The following is a 15,586-nucleotide window of genomic DNA, read 5'->3' on the forward strand; positions in this document are numbered from 1 at the left end:
CCTTCGGCTTTCCTTATAAAGGGAAGCGGCCGGCGCCCGACGGCGCCATCCCCGGCCGCCGAGAGAGGACGTCACATGAATTCTGGCCGATCACGGGACTGGATGTGGGCCGAGGCCGTCGACCTGATCGACCGGGTGCAGCGCCTGCACCAGCGGGCCTTCGCCCCGTCGCGCGCGAGCGGCGGCACCCCCGCCTGGGAACCGCCCGCCGACATGCTGGAGACCGAGCATGAACTGCTCGTCCTCGTCGCGCTGCCGGGGGTCGATCTCGACCAGACCGAGGCGTTCATCGAGGACGGCGTGCTGGTCGTGCGCGGCTATCGCATCCTGCCGCCCGAGCTGCGGACCGCGAGGATCCATCGGCTCGAATTGCCGCAGGGGCATTTCGAACGGCGCCTGCCATTGCCGGCGGGGCGCTATGATTCGGTTCGCCGCGCGGGCGTCAACGGATGCCTGCTCGTGACGTTGAACAAGGTGAATGGAGGGCCGCGGCGATGACCGACCTGGCCGACAGCAAGACGATCGACACCGGCGAGGCGCCTGCGGCGACGGGCCCCCACCTGCCCGAACTGCCCGCCGACGCGATGATCATCGTGCCGGTGCGCAACTTCGTGATGTTCCCCGAGGTGGTGATGCCGCTCGCCATCGGCCGCCCCGTCTCGATCAACGCCGCGCAGGCGGCGGTGCGCGAGAGCCGGCCGGTCGGCGTCCTCACCCAGCGCGACGCCGAGGCGAAGGAGCCCGGCCCGCTCGACATGCACCGCACCGGCACGATCGCCAATGTGCTGCGCTACATCACCGGGCCCGACGAGACCCATCATCTGATCGTCCAGGGCGAGTCGCGCTTCCGTGTCGTCGAATTCCTCGACGGCTGGCCGTTCCTGGTCGCCCGGATCGAGCGGATCGAGGAGCCCGCGCCCGAGGGCACCGAGGTCGAGGCGCGCTTCATCAACCTGCGCAACCAGGCGCTGGAGACGGTGAGCCTGCTGCCGCAGGCGCCGCAGGGCCTGGCCGACGCGATCCGCACGATCGCGGCGCCGGGCGCGCTCGCCGACCTGACCGCCGCCTATCTCGACATCGGCGCCGACGACAAGCAGGGCATATTGGAGACGATCGCGCTCCAGCCGCGCCTCGACAAGGTGATGGCGCTGCTCGCCCAGCGGCTGGAGGTGCTGCGCCTGTCGGCCGAGATCGGCAAGGGCGTGCAGGAGAAGCTGGGCACCCGCCAGCGCGAGCATCTGCTGCGCGAGCAGATGGCCGAGATCCAGCGCCAGCTCGGCGAGGACGACGGCAATTCGGCCGAGATCGCCGAGCTCAGGGAGGCGATCGCCAAGGCCGGCATGCCCGAGGAGGTCGAGAAGCAGGCGACCAAGGAGCTGCGCCGGCTGGAGCGCATGCCCGACGGCGCGGCCGAGCACGGCATCATCCGCACCTATCTCGACTGGCTGACCGAGCTGCCGTGGATGCTGCCCGAGCATAAGGAGATCGACATCGCCCAGGCGCGGGCCCAGCTCGACGCCGACCATTATGGGCTGGAGAAGATCAAGACGCGGATCATCGAATATCTCGCGGTCCGCAAGCTCGCGCCCGAGGGCAAGGCGCCGATCCTGTGCTTCGCCGGCCCCCCGGGCGTCGGCAAGACCTCGCTCGGCCAGTCGATCGCCAAGGCGATGGGGCGCGAGTTCGTCCGCGTCAGCCTGGGCGGCGTCCATGACGAGGCGGAGATACGCGGCCACCGGCGCACCTATATCGGCGCGCTGCCGGGCAACATCATCCAGGCGATCCGCAAGGCGGGCACCCGCGACTGCGTGATGATGCTCGACGAGATCGACAAGCTCGGCCGCGGCATCCAGGGCGATCCGTCGGCGGCGATGCTGGAGGTGCTCGATCCCGAGCAGAACGGGACGTTCCGCGACAATTATCTCGGCGTGCCGTTCGACCTCAGCCGAGTCCTGTTCATCGCCACGGCGAACATGCTCGACACCATCCCCGGGCCGCTGCGCGACCGCATGGAGGTGATCTCGCTCCCCGGCTATACCGAGGAGGAGAAGCTCCACATCGCCCGCCGCTACCTGGTCGGCCGCCAGCTCGGGGCGAACGGCGTGTCCGAGGTGCAGGTCGAGATCGACGACGCCGCGCTCAAGGCGATCATCAGCTACTACACGCGTGAGGCCGGCGTCCGGAACCTCGAGCGCGAGATCGGCAAGGTGATCCGCCACGCGGCGGTCCGCATCGCGGAGGGCAGCGCGACGCATGTCGCGATCGGCGAGGCGGACGTGACCGAGGTGCTCGGCGGCCGCATCTTCGAGGACGAGACGGTGCAGCGCACCAGCGTGCCGGGCGTGTCGACCGGGCTCGCCTGGACCCCGGTGGGCGGCAGCATATTGTTCATCGAGGCGACGAAGATGCCCGGCAACGGGCGGCTGATCCTGACCGGCCAGCTTGGCGACGTGATGAAGGAGAGCGCGCAGGCCGCGCTCAGCCTGGTCAAGAGCCGCGCGGCGACGCTGGGCATCGACACGGCCTCGTTCGAGCGCAGCGACATCCATGTCCATGTGCCCGCCGGCGCCACGCCCAAGGACGGGCCGAGCGCGGGCGTCGCCATGTACCTGGCGCTGACCTCGCTGCTGACCGGCCGGACGGTGCGCAGCGACACCGCGATGACGGGCGAGATCTCGCTGCGCGGGCTGGTGCTGCCGGTCGGCGGGATCAAGGAGAAGGTGGTCGCGGCGGCCGGCGCCGGGGTCACCCGCGTCATGCTGCCGGCGCGCAACCGCCGCGACTATGACGACATCCCCGCCAATGCGCGCGAGAAGCTGGAGTTCGTCTGGCTGGAGACGGTCGAGGACGCGCTCGAGCACGGGCTCGATCCGCTGCCCGGGACGGCGGCGGCGTCCTGATGTCCGGGCCGATGGCCGGCGGTCAGTGCCCGCCGGCCATCGGATCGGCCATGCGCTTGGGCTTCGGCGCCAGCCAGACGAAGGCGGCGATCAGCCACATCAGCAGCCCGGCGATCAGGAATATCTTGTCGGTCGCGATGGTCAGCGCCTCGCGGTCGACGAGCTGCGCCATCAGCGCGCGCGATTGCTCGACCGAGAAGCCGGCGATCGTGCCGCCCGGGCCGTCGGGATTGAGCCGGCCGGCCAGCTCGCTCCCGGCGACGCGCGCCTGGTCGTTCCAATAGGTCATGACCACCGAGGTCGATACCGCGACCCCCATGATCCGCAGGAAGTTCTGGAGCCCCGCCGCCGAGGCGAGCTCCTTGGGCGGCACCGCGCTCAGCGACATCGACGTCGCCGTCACGAAGAAGAAGGGCATGCCCAGGCCCATGATGAACTGCGGCAGGCCGAGCGTCCAGAAGTCGGAGCCGCTCGTCCAGTTGGTGCGCAGCAGCGTGGCGCCGCCCGCCCAGAGCAGCGCGCCGGACAGGACGATGCGCGGGTCGATCCTGGTGATCAGGATCGGCGCCAGCCGTCCGACGAACAGCCCCGCCATGCCGGTGAAGGCGGTCGCGATGCCCGCCCAGGTGGCGGTGAAGCCCAGCGTGATCTGCATCCATTGCGGGATCACGACGATGCCGGCGAAATAGGTGCCGAAGCCGAAGGCGATGGTCAGCGCGCTGATCGTGAAGCCGCGATGGCGGAAGACGCGCAGGTCGACGATCGGATGCTCCTCGGTCAGCTCCCAGATCACGAAGACGACGAACATGATCGCGGCGAACAGCGCGAGCCCCAGCACGGTCGTGTCGGCGAACCAGTCATGCTCGCGGCCGATGTCGAGCATGATCTGGAGCGCGCCGATCCACAGGATCATCAGCGCCAGGCCGATGCGGTCGATCGGCAGCTTCTCCATCGGCGTCTCGATGACGCGGAGGAAGGAATAGCTCACGCCGGCGCTGAACAGCACCACCGGCACGTTGATGAAGAAGATCCAGTGCCAGTTCCAATTGTCGCTGATCCAGCCGCCCAGGATCGGTCCCAGCGCCGGGCCGACCAGCGTCGTCATCGCCCACATCCCCATCGCGCGGGCGCGCTTGTCGGGTGGGAAGATGCGCATCAGCAGCGTCTGGGTGAGCGGGATCAGCGGCCCGCCGGACAGGCCCTGGCCGATGCGGCAGGCGACCAGCATGCCGAGCGTCGTCGACAGGCCGCACAGCACCGAGAACAGGCCGAAGCCGAGGATGCTGAGGATGAAGACCCGGACCGATCCGAAGCGCTGCGCCAGCCAGCCGGTCAGCGGCACGCAGATCGCCTCCGCCACCGCATAGGAGGTGATCACCCAGGTGCCCTGGTTCGGCGAGATGCCGAGATTGCCGGAGATATGCGGGACCGAGACGTTGGCGATGGTCATGTCGAGCACGACCATCAGGTTGACCGACGCCAGCGCGATCCCCGCGACGAAGCGCCGCCGGCCGGTGACGAGTTCGTGGAAGGCGGGCTCGGCCATCGCCGTCAGTCGCCGGAGACGTCGATATCGACTTCCATCGACAGGCCGACGCGCAGCGGATGCTCGGTCAGCTGGCTTGGATCGAGCTCGATGCGGACCGGCAGGCGCTGGACCACCTTGATCCAGTTGCCGGTGGCGTTCTGTGCCGGGATCAGCGCGAAGGCCGATCCGGTGCCGCCCGAGAAGCCGACCACCTTGCCGTGGTAGACGACGCCGCCGCCATAGAGGTCGGCGGTGACCTTGGCCGACTGGCCGGGCTTCACCCGGCGGAGCTGCCGTTCCTTGAAATTGGCATCGACATAGACCTGCGACACCGGGACGATCATCATGATCGGGGACCCTTGCGTCACCCGCTGGCCGACCTGGACCTGGCGGCGCGTGACGACGCCGTCGATCGGCGCGCGGATCACGGCGCGCTCGAAGTCGAGTTGGGCGGCGGCGAGCTTGGCCTTGGCGGCGAGCACCATCGGGTCGGTCTCGACCGTCGATCCGGCGACCAGCGCCTGGTTCGCGGCCAGTTCGCCGGCGGCGGCGCCCTGGTTGGCGCGGGCCTGGGCGAGCTTGCCGCGGGCGGCGTTGAAGGCGTTGCGCGCGGCGGTCAGCTCGTCGCCCGACACCGCGCCCGATGGCTGGAGCGCGAGGCGGCGGTCGAGGTCGATGCGCGCCTTGTCGTAATCCGACTGGGCGGTGGCGATGTCGGCCTCGCGCGCGCTGACCTGCGCCGCCAGCGCGGCGCTGGTGGCGGTCCCCTGGCGGAACATCCGCCGGGCCCGCGCCAGATCGGCCTCCGCCTGGGCGAGCGCGATCCGCATGTTGCTGTCGTCGAGGCGGACGAGGATGTCGCCGCGCTTCACCGCCTGGGTGTCGCTGACCCGCACCTCGACCGCCTGGGCCGAGATCAGCGGCGTGACCTGCGCCACCTCCGCATTCACATAGGCGTTGTCGGTGCTGACATGGTTGCGTCCGATCAGCAGGTACCAGGCGCCGAACAGCAGGGCGACGACCGCCAGCCCGATCGCGAAGCGGATCAGCCAGGTCTTGCGCGCCCGGAGGCGGGCTTCGCGGCGGGCCTCGCTCTCGCTGTCCTCGACGGGATCGGCGCTGGTCTTCGGGGGATCGGCGTCAGCCATGGGAATCGTCCTTGGCGAGGGCAGGGGACGCGGCGGTGAAACCGCCGCCGAGGGCGCGGACGAGGGCGACGTCCAGCGCGAACATCCGGGCATCGAGATCGGCGACCGCGCGGCGCGCCTGCAGCAGCTTCTCTTCGGAGCTCAGCACGTTGAGATAGGTGGACAGGCCGCCTTCATAGCGTTTGCGGGCGATCGCATAGGCCTCTTCGGAATCGGCCAGCGCCTGGCGCGACTGGGCGAGCCGGTCGGTGGCGGCGCGCTGGCTGGTCACCGCGTCGGCGACCTCGCGATAGGCGGTGATCACCGCCCGGTTGTAGAGCGCCACCGCCTCGTCATAGCGGCCGCGCGCGCCGCGATACTGGCCGCTCAGCGCCCCGCCGCGAAAGATCGGCAGGCTGACCGCCGGGGTGACGTTGCCATAGGTCGATCCGCTGTCGGTCAGCTGGTCGAGGCCGAGCGAGCGGACACCGACCAGCGCGCCGAGCCGGATGGCGGGGAAGAAGTCGGCCCGCGCGACCTTGATCCGGCTCGCGGCGGCCTCGGCCTGCGCCCGCGCGGCGGCGATGTCGGGGCGGCGGCCGATCAGCTCGGTGGTCACCTGCGCCGGCAGGCCCGGCGGGTGGAGCGCCGCGAGCGCGGGCCGGGCGATGCCCAGGCCGCGATCGGGCCCGGCGCCGACCAGCGCGGCGATCTGGTTGCGGACCAGCGCGATCGCCTCGTCGGCGGCGGCGAGGTCGGCACGGGCTGCCGGCACCGCCGCGTCGGCCTGCTTCAGCTCGGCGCGCGTGTCGAGGCCGTTGCGGACCCGGTCGCCGACCAGCTTGCGCGTGGCGGCGCGCAGCTCGACCGCCGCCGCCAGCACGTCGCGCTCGGCATGAAGCCGGGCGAGGTCGGCATAGGCCGAGGCGATCCCGGTCGCGAGCATGAGCCGCGCCTGGTCCTGCTCGATCCGTGCCGCCTCGGCCTCGGAGGTGGCGGCGGCGAGCGCCGCGCGGTTGCGGCCCCACAGGTCGAGGTCGAACGACAGGTCGATCGAGGCCTGCCCGACGTCCTGCCATCCCTTGGGCACGAACTGCGCGGGGATGCCGACATTGTAGCTCTGCTTCTCCAGGCCCGCGCTGGCGCCGGCGCCGACCGAGGGCAGCAGCGGCGCGCCGGCCGCCTGCGCCATGCCCCGCGCCTGGCGGAAGCGCGCGGCGGCAGCGGCGGCGTCGGGGGATTCGCGCAGCCCTTCCTCGATCAGCCCGGCGAGCTGCGGGTCGCCATAGGCCTGCCACCAGCCGTCGGCGGGCCAGTCGGCGTCGGTCCGCCCGCCCAGGCTCTGGCCGGCGGCGACGCTCGCGGGCGTGCGCAGCTCCGGCCGGGCGCCGAGATCGGGTATCGATGCGCAGGCGGCCAGCGCGATCGGAAGGCCGACCACGGCGGCAGGGCGAAGGAAAGGCGCGCGACTCAGGGGCATTGGAGACCGTACTATCTGGTATCGTCGGCCGATGTGCGACGGGCTTTACCTCTTGTCAATGTAAAACCGTACCATATAGTACGGCATTGAGATGACCTGCGAGAGGACCAGGCCCGGCCGCCGCGAGACGAAGCGGCTCGATCGCCGCGAAGCGATCATCGGCGTCGCGCATGCCTATTTCCTGCAGCATGGCTATGCGGCGACGACGATGTCGGGGATCGCGGCGACGATCGGCGGCTCCAAGGCGACGCTGTGGAGCTATTTCCCGTCCAAGGAAGCGCTGTTCGAGGCGGTGCTCGACCGCGCGACCGCCCATTTCCGGGAGCGGATCATCTCGGTGCTGGTTCCGGAGGCGGACCTCGAAACGACGCTCCGCAGCTTCTGCCGCCATTTCCTCGAAAAGGTGACGAGCCCCGAGGCCATCGCGCTCCATCGCCTGATCGTGGCGGAGGCGGGGCGCGTGCCGGAGATCGGCGAGATGTTCTACCAGCGTGGGCCGAACACGATGATCCGGCTGCTGGGTGATTTCATCGAGCTCGGCATGGCGCGCGGCAAGCTGCGGCCGGACGATCCCCGGAAGGTGGCGAAGCTGCTGCTGGCCCTGTGCCTGCAGGGCGATCATCAGCAGGTGCTGCTGGGGCGGATCGACCGGGTCGACGCCGCGCGGATCGCGGCCACCGCCGACACCGCCGTCGATTTTCTTCTCCGCGCCTACGCCCCCTGAAAGCCGGCGCGGGCCGGATCTCTTCGCGGCTATTTCCTGACGGCCGATAGTCGCGTATCGATTTCCGCAGGGGCAAGCAGGACGATCGTCGCCGGGGCTGATGGCGGCGATCGTCCTGTGCTCGCGGGTGCGCAGGCGCGCGCCGCGCGGGCATGAGGGGGGTGAATGAAACTCGATCTGGGGGGACATGCCTTCGGGCATGCGGCGGAGCGGCCGGACGGACGGCGCTATCTGTTGTCGATCGACCTGGCGCGCGCGGCGGGCATCCTGCTGATCGTCGCCACGCATTGCTGGCCCGACATACCGTGGACCGAGGCCGAGACAGGCCTGATGCCGCTGTTCTTCCGGAGCAGCACCGTGATGCTGGTGTTCATATCCGGCTTCATGTTCAACTATATCACCCGCCAGTCCGACCAGCCGATCAGCCATTATGTCACGAAGCGGATCACCCGGATATGGAGCGCCTATCTGGTCGTCTCCGCGCCCATCCTGTTCGTCATCTTCTTCGTCCACAGGCGGGCCGACGTCTGGCCCTGGGTCTATGAGATGCCGCTGACCGCGGAGGTGGCGGTCTTCCTGATCACGGGCAAGCATATCGCCTATCTCTGGTATATTCCGGCGATCAGCCTGTTCATCCTGCTGTCGGCATGCTTCCGGTTCGTCGACCGCAGGAACCTCTACGCCTGGGCTATTCCGCTGTCGGCCGTCGCCGCGATCCTGCTTGGCCGGGACAGCCTCTATGGCGTCTATTCGACCCTCGGGAAGGCGATATTCATCCTGCCGTCCTACCTGATCGGCATGTGCTTCAGTAATTATTATGTGGGGAACGGCTATCGGGTCGGACGCCTCCCGACGCTGGTCTGCCTCTTCCTGGTCACGACCATATCGACGGCCTATTTCTTCTGGAGCCGCTTCGACGTTCACCTGCTGTGGATACAGAAGGTGTGCCTGGTCATCCTGCTGATACGGTTCTTCGACGATCAGGGCGAAGGCGTGCTGTTCGGCGATGCCCTCAGGAAGATCGCCGTCCTCGCCTTCCCGATCTATTTCCTGCACGGCTATGCGATCAACCTGCTGCGGCTGGCCTATGGCGACGCCGCGCTGCTCGCGCTGGTCGGGAACACGCTCGCTGCGAGGATCGGCTATCTGCTCGCGAAGATCGTCGTGGTGACGGCGCTGTCGATCGGCATGTGCGCGCTCGTCCAGCTGATCGCCGGCCAGCGGCGGAGCCGCTACCTGATCGGGGCGTAGCGCGGGGCGTTTGTCCCCGTCATCGCGGCCTGTGCCGGGATGACCATGGGAGGATTGGCGACCCCCAAAAGAAAAGGGCGGCCGTGGGGCCGCCCTTCGCTCGTTCCCGTCGGGGGAAACCGATCAGCGCGAGTAGAACTCGACGACCAGGTTCGGTTCCATCTTCACCGGATAGGGGACTTCGTCGAGGGTCGGCACGCGGACGAAGGTGACCTTCGCGCCGCCGTCCTGGGCGATATATTCGGGGACGTCGCGCTCCGACAGGCCCTGCGCCTCGAGCACCAGCGCCATTTCCTGCGCCTTCGAGCCCAGCGAGATCTCGTCGCCCGGCTTCACCTGACGCGACGCGATGTTGCACTTCACGCCGTTGACGCGGATGTGGCCGTGGCTGACGAGCTGGCGCGCGGCGAAGATCGTCGGCGCGAACTTGGCGCGGTAGACGACCGCGTCGAGACGGCGCTCGAGCAGGCCGATCAGGTTCTGCGAGGTGTCGCCCTTCATCCGCGACGCTTCGGTGTAGTTCCGCTTGAACTGCTTCTCGGTGACGTCGCCGTAATAGCCCTTGAGCTTCTGCTTCGCCTTGAGCTGGATGCCGTAGTCGGACATCTTGCCCTTGCGGCGCTGGCCGTGCTGGCCGGGGCCATATTCACGCTTGTTGACCGGGCTCTTCGGGCGACCCCAGATGTTCTCGCCCATGCGGCGGTCGAGCTTGTACTTGGCGCTGGTGCGCTTCGACATGATGTCTTCCTTCAATCGCTACAACGTTGCCCGCCGTCGCCGGAGCGGGGCGGGGTCGATCCCGGTATTTCGCGCTGCCGGACCTCAAAAGGCCGGCAGGGCCACCGCTTCACCGGGGTGCGGGGCCGATTGCGAAGGCGCGCCTATGGCCGCGAAGAGGCGGATAGTCAAGCCCGCGTCCCTCGGCTAAGGCCGCCCGCATGACCGACATCACCGCAAGCAAAGCCGTCCCCGCCGCCGAATGCACCGACATGGCGCAGGTCCGCGCCGCGATCGACGGCCTCGACACGCTGATCGTCAGCCTGCTGGCCGAGCGGATGCGCTATATCGAGGCGGCGGCGCGCATCAAGCCCGCCCGCGACACCGTCCGCGACGAGGTGCGCAAGGCCGAGGTCGTCGCCCATGCCGTCAAGGTCGCCAATGATCGCGGCTTTCCGCCGAAGCTGGCCTATCGGCTCTACGACATGCTGGTCGAGGGATCGATCGCGCACGAATTCGACGTGTTCGACGCCCGCGATCCTTCCTGAGCGGGCGCCGCGTCCCTGACGGGAGCGGGCGGCGCTTCGTCCGCCTCGCCATATTGCGCGGCGATCAGCACCTCCGGCCGGTTTTCCGGCGCGATGCCGTAGCTCGGCGGCCATTGCCTGGGAAGATGATGGGTGCCGAACAGCCGGTCGTAGAGCGGCAGCGTCGACGCATAGTTCCGGTTGACATGGTCGACCCGCGAATGGTGCCAATGATGGAAGCGCGGCGACGACAGGACATGCTCGAGCAAGCCCAGCCGGACGTTCAGGTTGGAATGGATGAAGAATCCCCAGAAGGTCCCGACGAACAGGACGACGAGGGGGATGATGCTGCCCGATCCCGATCCGGGCGTGCCGAGCCCGGCGATGTAGACCAGGCTGAGGCCGAACATGCGGGTGAAGACGAGGTCGACCGGATGGGCGCGGGTGTTGACCAGCCAGTCCATCCGCACCGGCTCGTGGTGGATGGCGTGGAAGCGCCACAGCCAGGGCACCTGGTGCATGATCCGGTGGCCCCAGTAGAAGCCGAACTCGCCGATCAGGATCGCGAGCCCGACCTGGACCGCGACCGGCAGGCCTGTGATCCAGAGGTGGTAGCTTTCCGGCAGCGCCTGACGGGACAGCGCGGTGATCGCCCCCAGCGGCATCGACAGAATGAAGACGGGGATCAGGCCCGACAGGAAGAAATAGCCGATATCGACGAGCATCTGCGGCCGCCGGGTCGGTTGGCGATGGACGCCGGCCAGCCGTTCGAGCGGAACGAACAGGGCGGTGAACAGGAAGAGCCAGATGATCTGGCTGACCACCACCCTGCCGAGCAGGGGAAGGCTCTCGAACAATGTCAGCATCTCGCCTTCCCTATGGCAGGAAAGGGGGGTGATTTCAATTTGGCGGCGCGGGTCCGCGCGGTCGTCGCGAACCTTGCAATCCCGGCCAAATCGGGCGATCGAAGGGTGATTGGCGGCGATCGTCGATCGGGGGGATATGATCAGGTCCGGAACGGCCGACGGGTGCGGCCATCGTGATGGCTGACGGGGACGCGCTGCCGCTGGTCGTCGACCTCGACGGCACGCTGACGCCGGCCGACACGCTGGTCGAGTCGATCGTCCTCCTCCTCAGGCGATCGCCGCTGAACCTGTTCAGGCTGATCCTGTGGCTGTTCGGCGGCCGGGCGGACTTCAAGCGCGCCGTCGCGCGCCACGTCACCGTCGACGGCGCGGCCCTGCCGTACAACCAGCCGCTGCTCGCCTGGCTGCGCGAGCAGAAGGCGCAGGGGCGCAGGATCATCCTCGCGACCGCCGCGCACGGCAGCATCGCCGAGCAGGTCCAGCGCCATCTCGGCCTGTTCGACCTGCTGATCTCGACGGCGGACGGCGAGAACATGAAGGGGCGCGCGAAGCTGGCGGCGATCCGCGCCGCGATCGGCGACCGCTTCGCCTATGTCGGCAATGGCGGCCCCGACATGCAGGTATGGGCGGGATCGGCCGCCGCGATCGCGGTCGACGTGCCGGCCGGCGAACTGCGCAGGCTCCGCGCCGCCGTGCCGATCGAGCGCGAATTCCGGTCGGGCGAGGGACGTCTCGGCCTCTGGCTGCGCGCGCTGCGGGTGCATCAATGGACCAAGAACGCGCTGCTGTTCGTGCCGCTGCTGACCGCCTTCTCCTTCCTCGATATCGGCAAGACGATCGACGTGCTGCTGGCCTTCGTCGCCTTCAGCCTGGTCGCCTCGGCCAGCTATGTCCTCAACGACATTGTCGACCTGGAGAACGACCGCGCCCACCCGCGCAAGAGCGAGCGGCCCTTCGCGAGCGGACGGCTGCCGCTGCTCCACGGCGTGGCGCTCGCGATCGCGGGCCTCGTCGCCGGCGTGCTGGTCGCGACGGCGGTGTCCTGGGCGTTCGTCCTGATGCTGCTGTCCTATCTCGCGCTGACCAGCGCCTATAGCTGGACGCTCAAGCAATATGTGCTGATCGACGTGCTCACCCTGTCGCTGCTCTACAGCTGGCGGATCATGGCGGGCGCGGTCGCGATCGACGTCCGGCTGAGTTCCTGGCTGCTCGCTTTCTCGGTGTTCGTGTTCCTCAGCCTCGCCCTGATCAAGCGCTGCACCGAATTGCTGGTGGCGCAGGGCAGCGGCCGGGCCGGGCTGCGCGGCCGCGATTATCGCACCACCGACCTGGCGGTGCTGTGGCCGCTCGGGGCCGGCAGCGCGCTCAGCTCGGTGGTGATCTTCGGCCTGTTCATCAGTTCGCCCGAGACCGCCGGCCGCTATGCGAGCCCCGAGCTTCTCTGGCTCGCCGCCTTCGGGCTGATCTACTGGCTCGGGCGGATGTGGGTGAAGACCTCGCGCGGGGAGATGCATGACGATCCGATCGTCTATTCGTTCAAGGACCGCGGGAGCCGGATCGCGCTGGCCGGCATCATCGCGGTGATGATCGCCGCCCGCTTCGTGCATGTCGTGGTGCTGCATGGATAAGGACGCCGGGCCGGGGGTCTGGATCGACCGCGCGCTGTTCTGCGCGCTCGTGATCGGCGCGACGGCGGTGTCGATGGCCGCGACCGGCTTCCGCTTCGGCGTCAACAACAACGTCTTCCACATTCCCTATGTGCTCGACTATGCGAGCCTCCTGCAGTTCCGCGACGATCCGGTCTACCGGTCGCTCGATAAATTCGTCTCGCTCGCCTGGCCGGCGGTGCGGCTGGTCAGCACCGAGGCCAATGTCCGGGCCGTCTTCCTGGCGGGTCTCGTGCTCGGCCGGCTGGTGGCGTTCGCGGCGCTGCTCGGCTTCTTCCGGCTGAATGGACTATCCGGCCGCTGGGCGTTGGGCGCGGCACTGGCGGTGGTCGCGGCGACGCCCTGGCTGGCGCAGCTCTCGGTGATCGGCGGCCATGGCCTGTTCATCGGCTATTTCACCCATTCGGAACTGAGCTGGGGGCCGCTGCTCGGCGCGCTGGTCGCCGTCCAGCACCGGCGCCTCGGCCTTGCCGGCCTGCTCTGCGGCTTGACCTTCTGCCTCAACTTCTTCGTCGGGCTGTGGCTGCTCGCGGCGATCGCGCTGCCGGTGCTGACCTCGGTCCGCGGCTGGCCGGTTCCCGCCGTCCTCGCCCGGCTCGCGCCGATCGCGCCGATCCGCCCGGCGGCGGTCGGCGGGGCGCTGCTGATCTTCCTCGCCACGGCGTCGCCCGTGATCGTCTGGGTGGTGTCGACCCTGCTGGAGACGAGGGGAGCGCCGCCCTTCGACTATGCCGGCTATCTGCGGCTCTATTTCCCCGATCATTCGCTGATCGACGCCGCGCCGGGCACCGAGCTGCTCGAATTCGCCCTGATCCTCGTCGCTTATGGGCTGGCGGCGCTGCTGTCGCGTGCGCCGCGCTTCTGGATGCTGGTGCTGGCGGGCTGGGCGCTGCTGTTCGTCATCGGCGCGGCGGGCCCTTATCTGGTCGACAGCAAGCTGCTGTTCAACCTCAACGCGATCCGATCGGTCGGCTTCGTCCAGTTCGTCGGCTTCGGGCTGGTGATCCTGGCGGCGATCAGGACGCTCGCCGACGACGAACCGCAGCTCTGGCAACGCCTCGCCGCCTGCCTTGTCCTCGCCGAGCTGGTCCATCCCGACCGGCAGGTGTTCCAGCTCCTGGCGGTCGATCTCCTGCTCGCCGCGATTCTGCTGGGCCGCCGCCGCGCGACCGGCCTGTCGGCGCCGCTGCTGGCGATCGGCTATGGCGCGCTCGTCGTCCTGACCCTCGTCGTGCAATTCTCCGCCGCCGCGACCTGGTCGCCGACCGTCCTGCTGCGGCTGGTGCTGCTCGTCGCGCTCGGCGGGTGCGTGCTGCGCGGGTGGCGCTCGCTCGCCCTGGCCCTGGTCGCGGGACTCGCGCTGTTCAACGTCGCCACCCTCGTCAAATGGCGGATCGACGGCGCGGCGCAGCGCTCCGCGGTGGAGGCGCCATTCGAGCGGATGACCGGCTGGGTTCGCCGAAGCGCGCTCGCCGGCCCTTTCCTGGTGCCGGTCGACAAGCCGCATCGCGACCTGTTCGACGATTTCCAGCTCGAGGCCCTGCGTCCCGTCTGGGTCGACTGGAAGCAGGGGGCGGTGGTGATGTGGGAACCGGCCTTCTATCCGCGCTGGTCGGCCCGATATGCGGCGGTGGAGGGGTTGCGCGACGCCGGCCAGTTCCTGGCCTATGCCGCCGCCAACGATATCCCTTATGTCGTCCTGCCCGAGGATATCGGCGATTGCGGCGGCGCGCGCACGCTCTACCGCGACGGCGGCTATGCGGTCTGCGCGCCCGCTATCCGGGCTCCCGCGCGCCGATGAGGTCGGCCGGGATGCCGGGCCAGTCGTCGAGCAGCAGGCGCTCGTCCTGCGGGTGGCCGGCGCCCTCGGCCATCGCCTCATATTGGATCGAGCGGGCGCGCACCCGCTCGCGCGACAGCCGGTGGATCAGCCCGCCGCCGAGCGAGCGATGGACGGTGCGCCAGTCGAGGCCGGGGAGGGGGCTCTCATGGACCTTGCGGTGGAAGCGGACGTCGGACCGCACCAGCCGGTACTGGGTATCGGGGTAGAAGGCCGACGGCCGGGCATCGACCAGGTTCAGCCGGGCGAAGCCGACCACCTTGTCTCCATGGCGATCGGCATCGGCGACGATCGCGGCGAGATTGGCGGCGAGCCGCGGGTCGGGGGCCTCGTCGGTGTCGAGGTGGAGGACCCAGCGGGTGCCGGCGAGTCGTTGCACCCGGTTCCGCTGGGCGCCGAAATCGCCGGCAAGAGGGGCCGCGTCGATCGCCAGGCGGGGCAGGCCGGGTATCGCCGCCAGCGCGGCCCGCACCCTGTCGGCATCGTCGTCGCCGCCGTCGACCATCACCGCGATCGCGGCGAAGCCCGCGCCGTGGTTCGCGGCCAGTTCGACCAGCGCGGGCAGGTCGGCCGCGCGGGCGATGCAGCCGAGCGCCACGTCGGCCGATGCCGAGCGGACCTTTCCGAAATCCGCGAGGGTGACGGTCGATCGCAACAAGCGCACCGGAACGTGGCCCAGCAGGCGCCTCGCCAGCGGCCCGAGCGTCGCCGTCCGGTCGAAGCGGCTCGCCAGCGAACGGAACGTCTCGAAGCCCAGTGCCAGCCCCTCGACGTCGACATGGCCGTTTCGAAAGGGCAGGCGGCGGCAGGCGGCCAGCGCCGCGAAGCGGGGATCGTCATGCGCGGGAGGCGTGGGACCCGTCCAGGCCAGGCCGCATTCGCCGCAGCGGGAGCCATCGGGATCGACGGGCGCGCTGCACAGCCCGCAGCGCACCGGCCCGGTCGCGGCCGGCGCCACC

13 protein-coding genes are annotated in these 15,586 nt (G+C 69.3%); 7 read left to right on the top strand and 6 right to left on the bottom strand.

The features are described 5' to 3' along the window. Positions 1-75 precede the first annotated feature (75 nt). Positions 76-498, top strand: coding sequence for an Hsp20/alpha crystallin family protein (locus HRJ34_RS00680; RefSeq protein ID WP_029993632.1), 423 nt, complete (start codon positions 76-78; stop codon positions 496-498). Next, complete coding sequence (gene lon, locus HRJ34_RS00685) at positions 495-2,900, top strand: endopeptidase La (protein WP_208633085.1); 2,406 nt, start codon at positions 495-497, stop codon at positions 2,898-2,900. The genes HRJ34_RS00680 and lon overlap by 4 nt, the downstream gene beginning before the upstream one ends. Positions 2,901-2,922: 22 nt before the next feature. On the opposite strand, the gene HRJ34_RS00690 is transcribed toward lon, so the two are convergent. The 3 genes from HRJ34_RS00690 to HRJ34_RS00700 are packed head-to-tail and all read right to left on the bottom strand — an operon-like array spanning position 2,923 to position 7,035. Beyond that, complete coding sequence (locus HRJ34_RS00690; protein ID WP_208633086.1) at positions 2,923-4,446, bottom strand: DHA2 family efflux MFS transporter permease subunit; 1,524 nt, start codon at positions 4,444-4,446, stop codon at positions 2,923-2,925. 5 nt (positions 4,447-4,451) lie between these two features. Further along, a complete protein-coding gene (locus tag HRJ34_RS00695; RefSeq protein ID WP_016745496.1) occupies positions 4,452-5,576 on the bottom strand; it encodes an HlyD family secretion protein in 1,125 nt (374 codons plus the stop codon). Beyond that, complete coding sequence (locus tag HRJ34_RS00700) at positions 5,569-7,035, bottom strand: efflux transporter outer membrane subunit (RefSeq protein ID WP_208633087.1); 1,467 nt, start codon at positions 7,033-7,035, stop codon at positions 5,569-5,571. The genes HRJ34_RS00695 and HRJ34_RS00700 overlap by 8 nt, the downstream gene beginning before the upstream one ends. Before the next feature lie 91 nt (positions 7,036-7,126). Here HRJ34_RS00700 and HRJ34_RS00705 point away from each other — a divergent pair, with 91 nt between their 5' ends. Next, entirely contained in the window at positions 7,127-7,759 is a 633-nt protein-coding gene (locus HRJ34_RS00705; RefSeq protein ID WP_011951986.1) for a TetR/AcrR family transcriptional regulator, read from the top strand. Between the two features lie 165 nt (positions 7,760-7,924). Continuing rightward, positions 7,925-9,010 carry an acyltransferase family protein gene (locus HRJ34_RS00710; protein WP_011951985.1) on the top strand — a complete coding sequence of 362 codons (1,086 nt, stop codon included), beginning with the start codon at positions 7,925-7,927 and terminating at the stop codon, positions 9,008-9,010. A 123-nt stretch (positions 9,011-9,133) separates the two neighbouring features. On the opposite strand, the gene rpsD is transcribed toward HRJ34_RS00710, so the two are convergent. Further along, positions 9,134-9,748 (bottom strand): 30S ribosomal protein S4, encoded by a 615-nt coding sequence (rpsD, locus tag HRJ34_RS00715; protein WP_011951984.1) that lies wholly within the window; start codon positions 9,746-9,748, stop codon positions 9,134-9,136. 200 nt (positions 9,749-9,948) lie between these two features. Here rpsD and HRJ34_RS00720 point away from each other — a divergent pair, with 200 nt between their 5' ends. Continuing rightward, the gene (locus HRJ34_RS00720) at positions 9,949-10,275 is read left to right on the top strand and encodes a chorismate mutase (protein ID WP_011951983.1); all 327 of its coding nucleotides are present in this window, start codon (positions 9,949-9,951) and stop codon (positions 10,273-10,275) included. On the opposite strand, the gene HRJ34_RS00725 is transcribed toward HRJ34_RS00720, so the two are convergent. Next, positions 10,206-11,120: a sterol desaturase family protein gene (locus tag HRJ34_RS00725; RefSeq protein ID WP_030091960.1), complete on the bottom strand. Its 915-nt coding sequence runs from the start codon at positions 11,118-11,120 to the stop codon at positions 10,206-10,208. The genes HRJ34_RS00720 and HRJ34_RS00725 overlap by 70 nt on opposite strands. 176 nt (positions 11,121-11,296) lie before the next feature. Here HRJ34_RS00725 and HRJ34_RS00730 point away from each other — a divergent pair, with 176 nt between their 5' ends. Next, a complete protein-coding gene (locus tag HRJ34_RS00730; protein WP_208633088.1) occupies positions 11,297-12,748 on the top strand; it encodes a UbiA family prenyltransferase in 1,452 nt (483 codons plus the stop codon). Beyond that, the gene (locus tag HRJ34_RS00735) at positions 12,741-14,588 is read left to right on the top strand and encodes a hypothetical protein (protein ID WP_208633089.1); all 1,848 of its coding nucleotides are present in this window, start codon (positions 12,741-12,743) and stop codon (positions 14,586-14,588) included. Before HRJ34_RS00730 ends, HRJ34_RS00735 begins: the two co-directional genes overlap by 8 nt. Here the strand turns inward: HRJ34_RS00735 and HRJ34_RS00740 are convergent. Beyond that, on the bottom strand, positions 14,563-15,585 hold the full coding sequence (locus HRJ34_RS00740) for a glycosyltransferase family protein (RefSeq protein WP_208633090.1): 1,023 nt from the start codon (positions 15,583-15,585) through the stop codon (positions 14,563-14,565). The two genes, HRJ34_RS00735 and HRJ34_RS00740, sit on opposite strands and share 26 nt — an antisense overlap. Position 15,586 lies beyond the last annotated feature (1 nt).

This window comes from Rhizorhabdus wittichii, assembly GCF_017607425.1.
In the GTDB taxonomy this organism is placed as follows: Bacteria; Pseudomonadota; Alphaproteobacteria; order Sphingomonadales; family Sphingomonadaceae; genus Rhizorhabdus; species Rhizorhabdus wittichii.

Coding starts and splice junctions, on each gene's coding strand:
- HRJ34_RS00680 (WP_029993632.1), top strand. CDS start 76: ATGAATTCTGGCCGATCACGGGACTGGATGTGGGCCGAGGCCGTCGAC.
- HRJ34_RS00700 (WP_208633087.1), bottom strand. CDS start 7,035: ATGCCCCTGAGTCGCGCGCCTTTCCTTCGCCCTGCCGCCGTGGTCGGC.
- lon (WP_208633085.1), top strand. CDS start 495: ATGACCGACCTGGCCGACAGCAAGACGATCGACACCGGCGAGGCGCCT.
- rpsD (WP_011951984.1), bottom strand. CDS start 9,748: ATGTCGAAGCGCACCAGCGCCAAGTACAAGCTCGACCGCCGCATGGGC.
- HRJ34_RS00705 (WP_011951986.1), top strand. CDS start 7,127: ATGACCTGCGAGAGGACCAGGCCCGGCCGCCGCGAGACGAAGCGGCTC.
- HRJ34_RS00735 (WP_208633089.1), top strand. CDS start 12,741: ATGGATAAGGACGCCGGGCCGGGGGTCTGGATCGACCGCGCGCTGTTC.
- HRJ34_RS00730 (WP_208633088.1), top strand. CDS start 11,297: ATGGCTGACGGGGACGCGCTGCCGCTGGTCGTCGACCTCGACGGCACG.
- HRJ34_RS00720 (WP_011951983.1), top strand. CDS start 9,949: ATGACCGACATCACCGCAAGCAAAGCCGTCCCCGCCGCCGAATGCACC.
- HRJ34_RS00690 (WP_208633086.1), bottom strand. CDS start 4,446: ATGGCCGAGCCCGCCTTCCACGAACTCGTCACCGGCCGGCGGCGCTTC.
- HRJ34_RS00710 (WP_011951985.1), top strand. CDS start 7,925: ATGAAACTCGATCTGGGGGGACATGCCTTCGGGCATGCGGCGGAGCGG.
- HRJ34_RS00725 (WP_030091960.1), bottom strand. CDS start 11,120: ATGCTGACATTGTTCGAGAGCCTTCCCCTGCTCGGCAGGGTGGTGGTC.
- HRJ34_RS00695 (WP_016745496.1), bottom strand. CDS start 5,576: ATGGCTGACGCCGATCCCCCGAAGACCAGCGCCGATCCCGTCGAGGAC.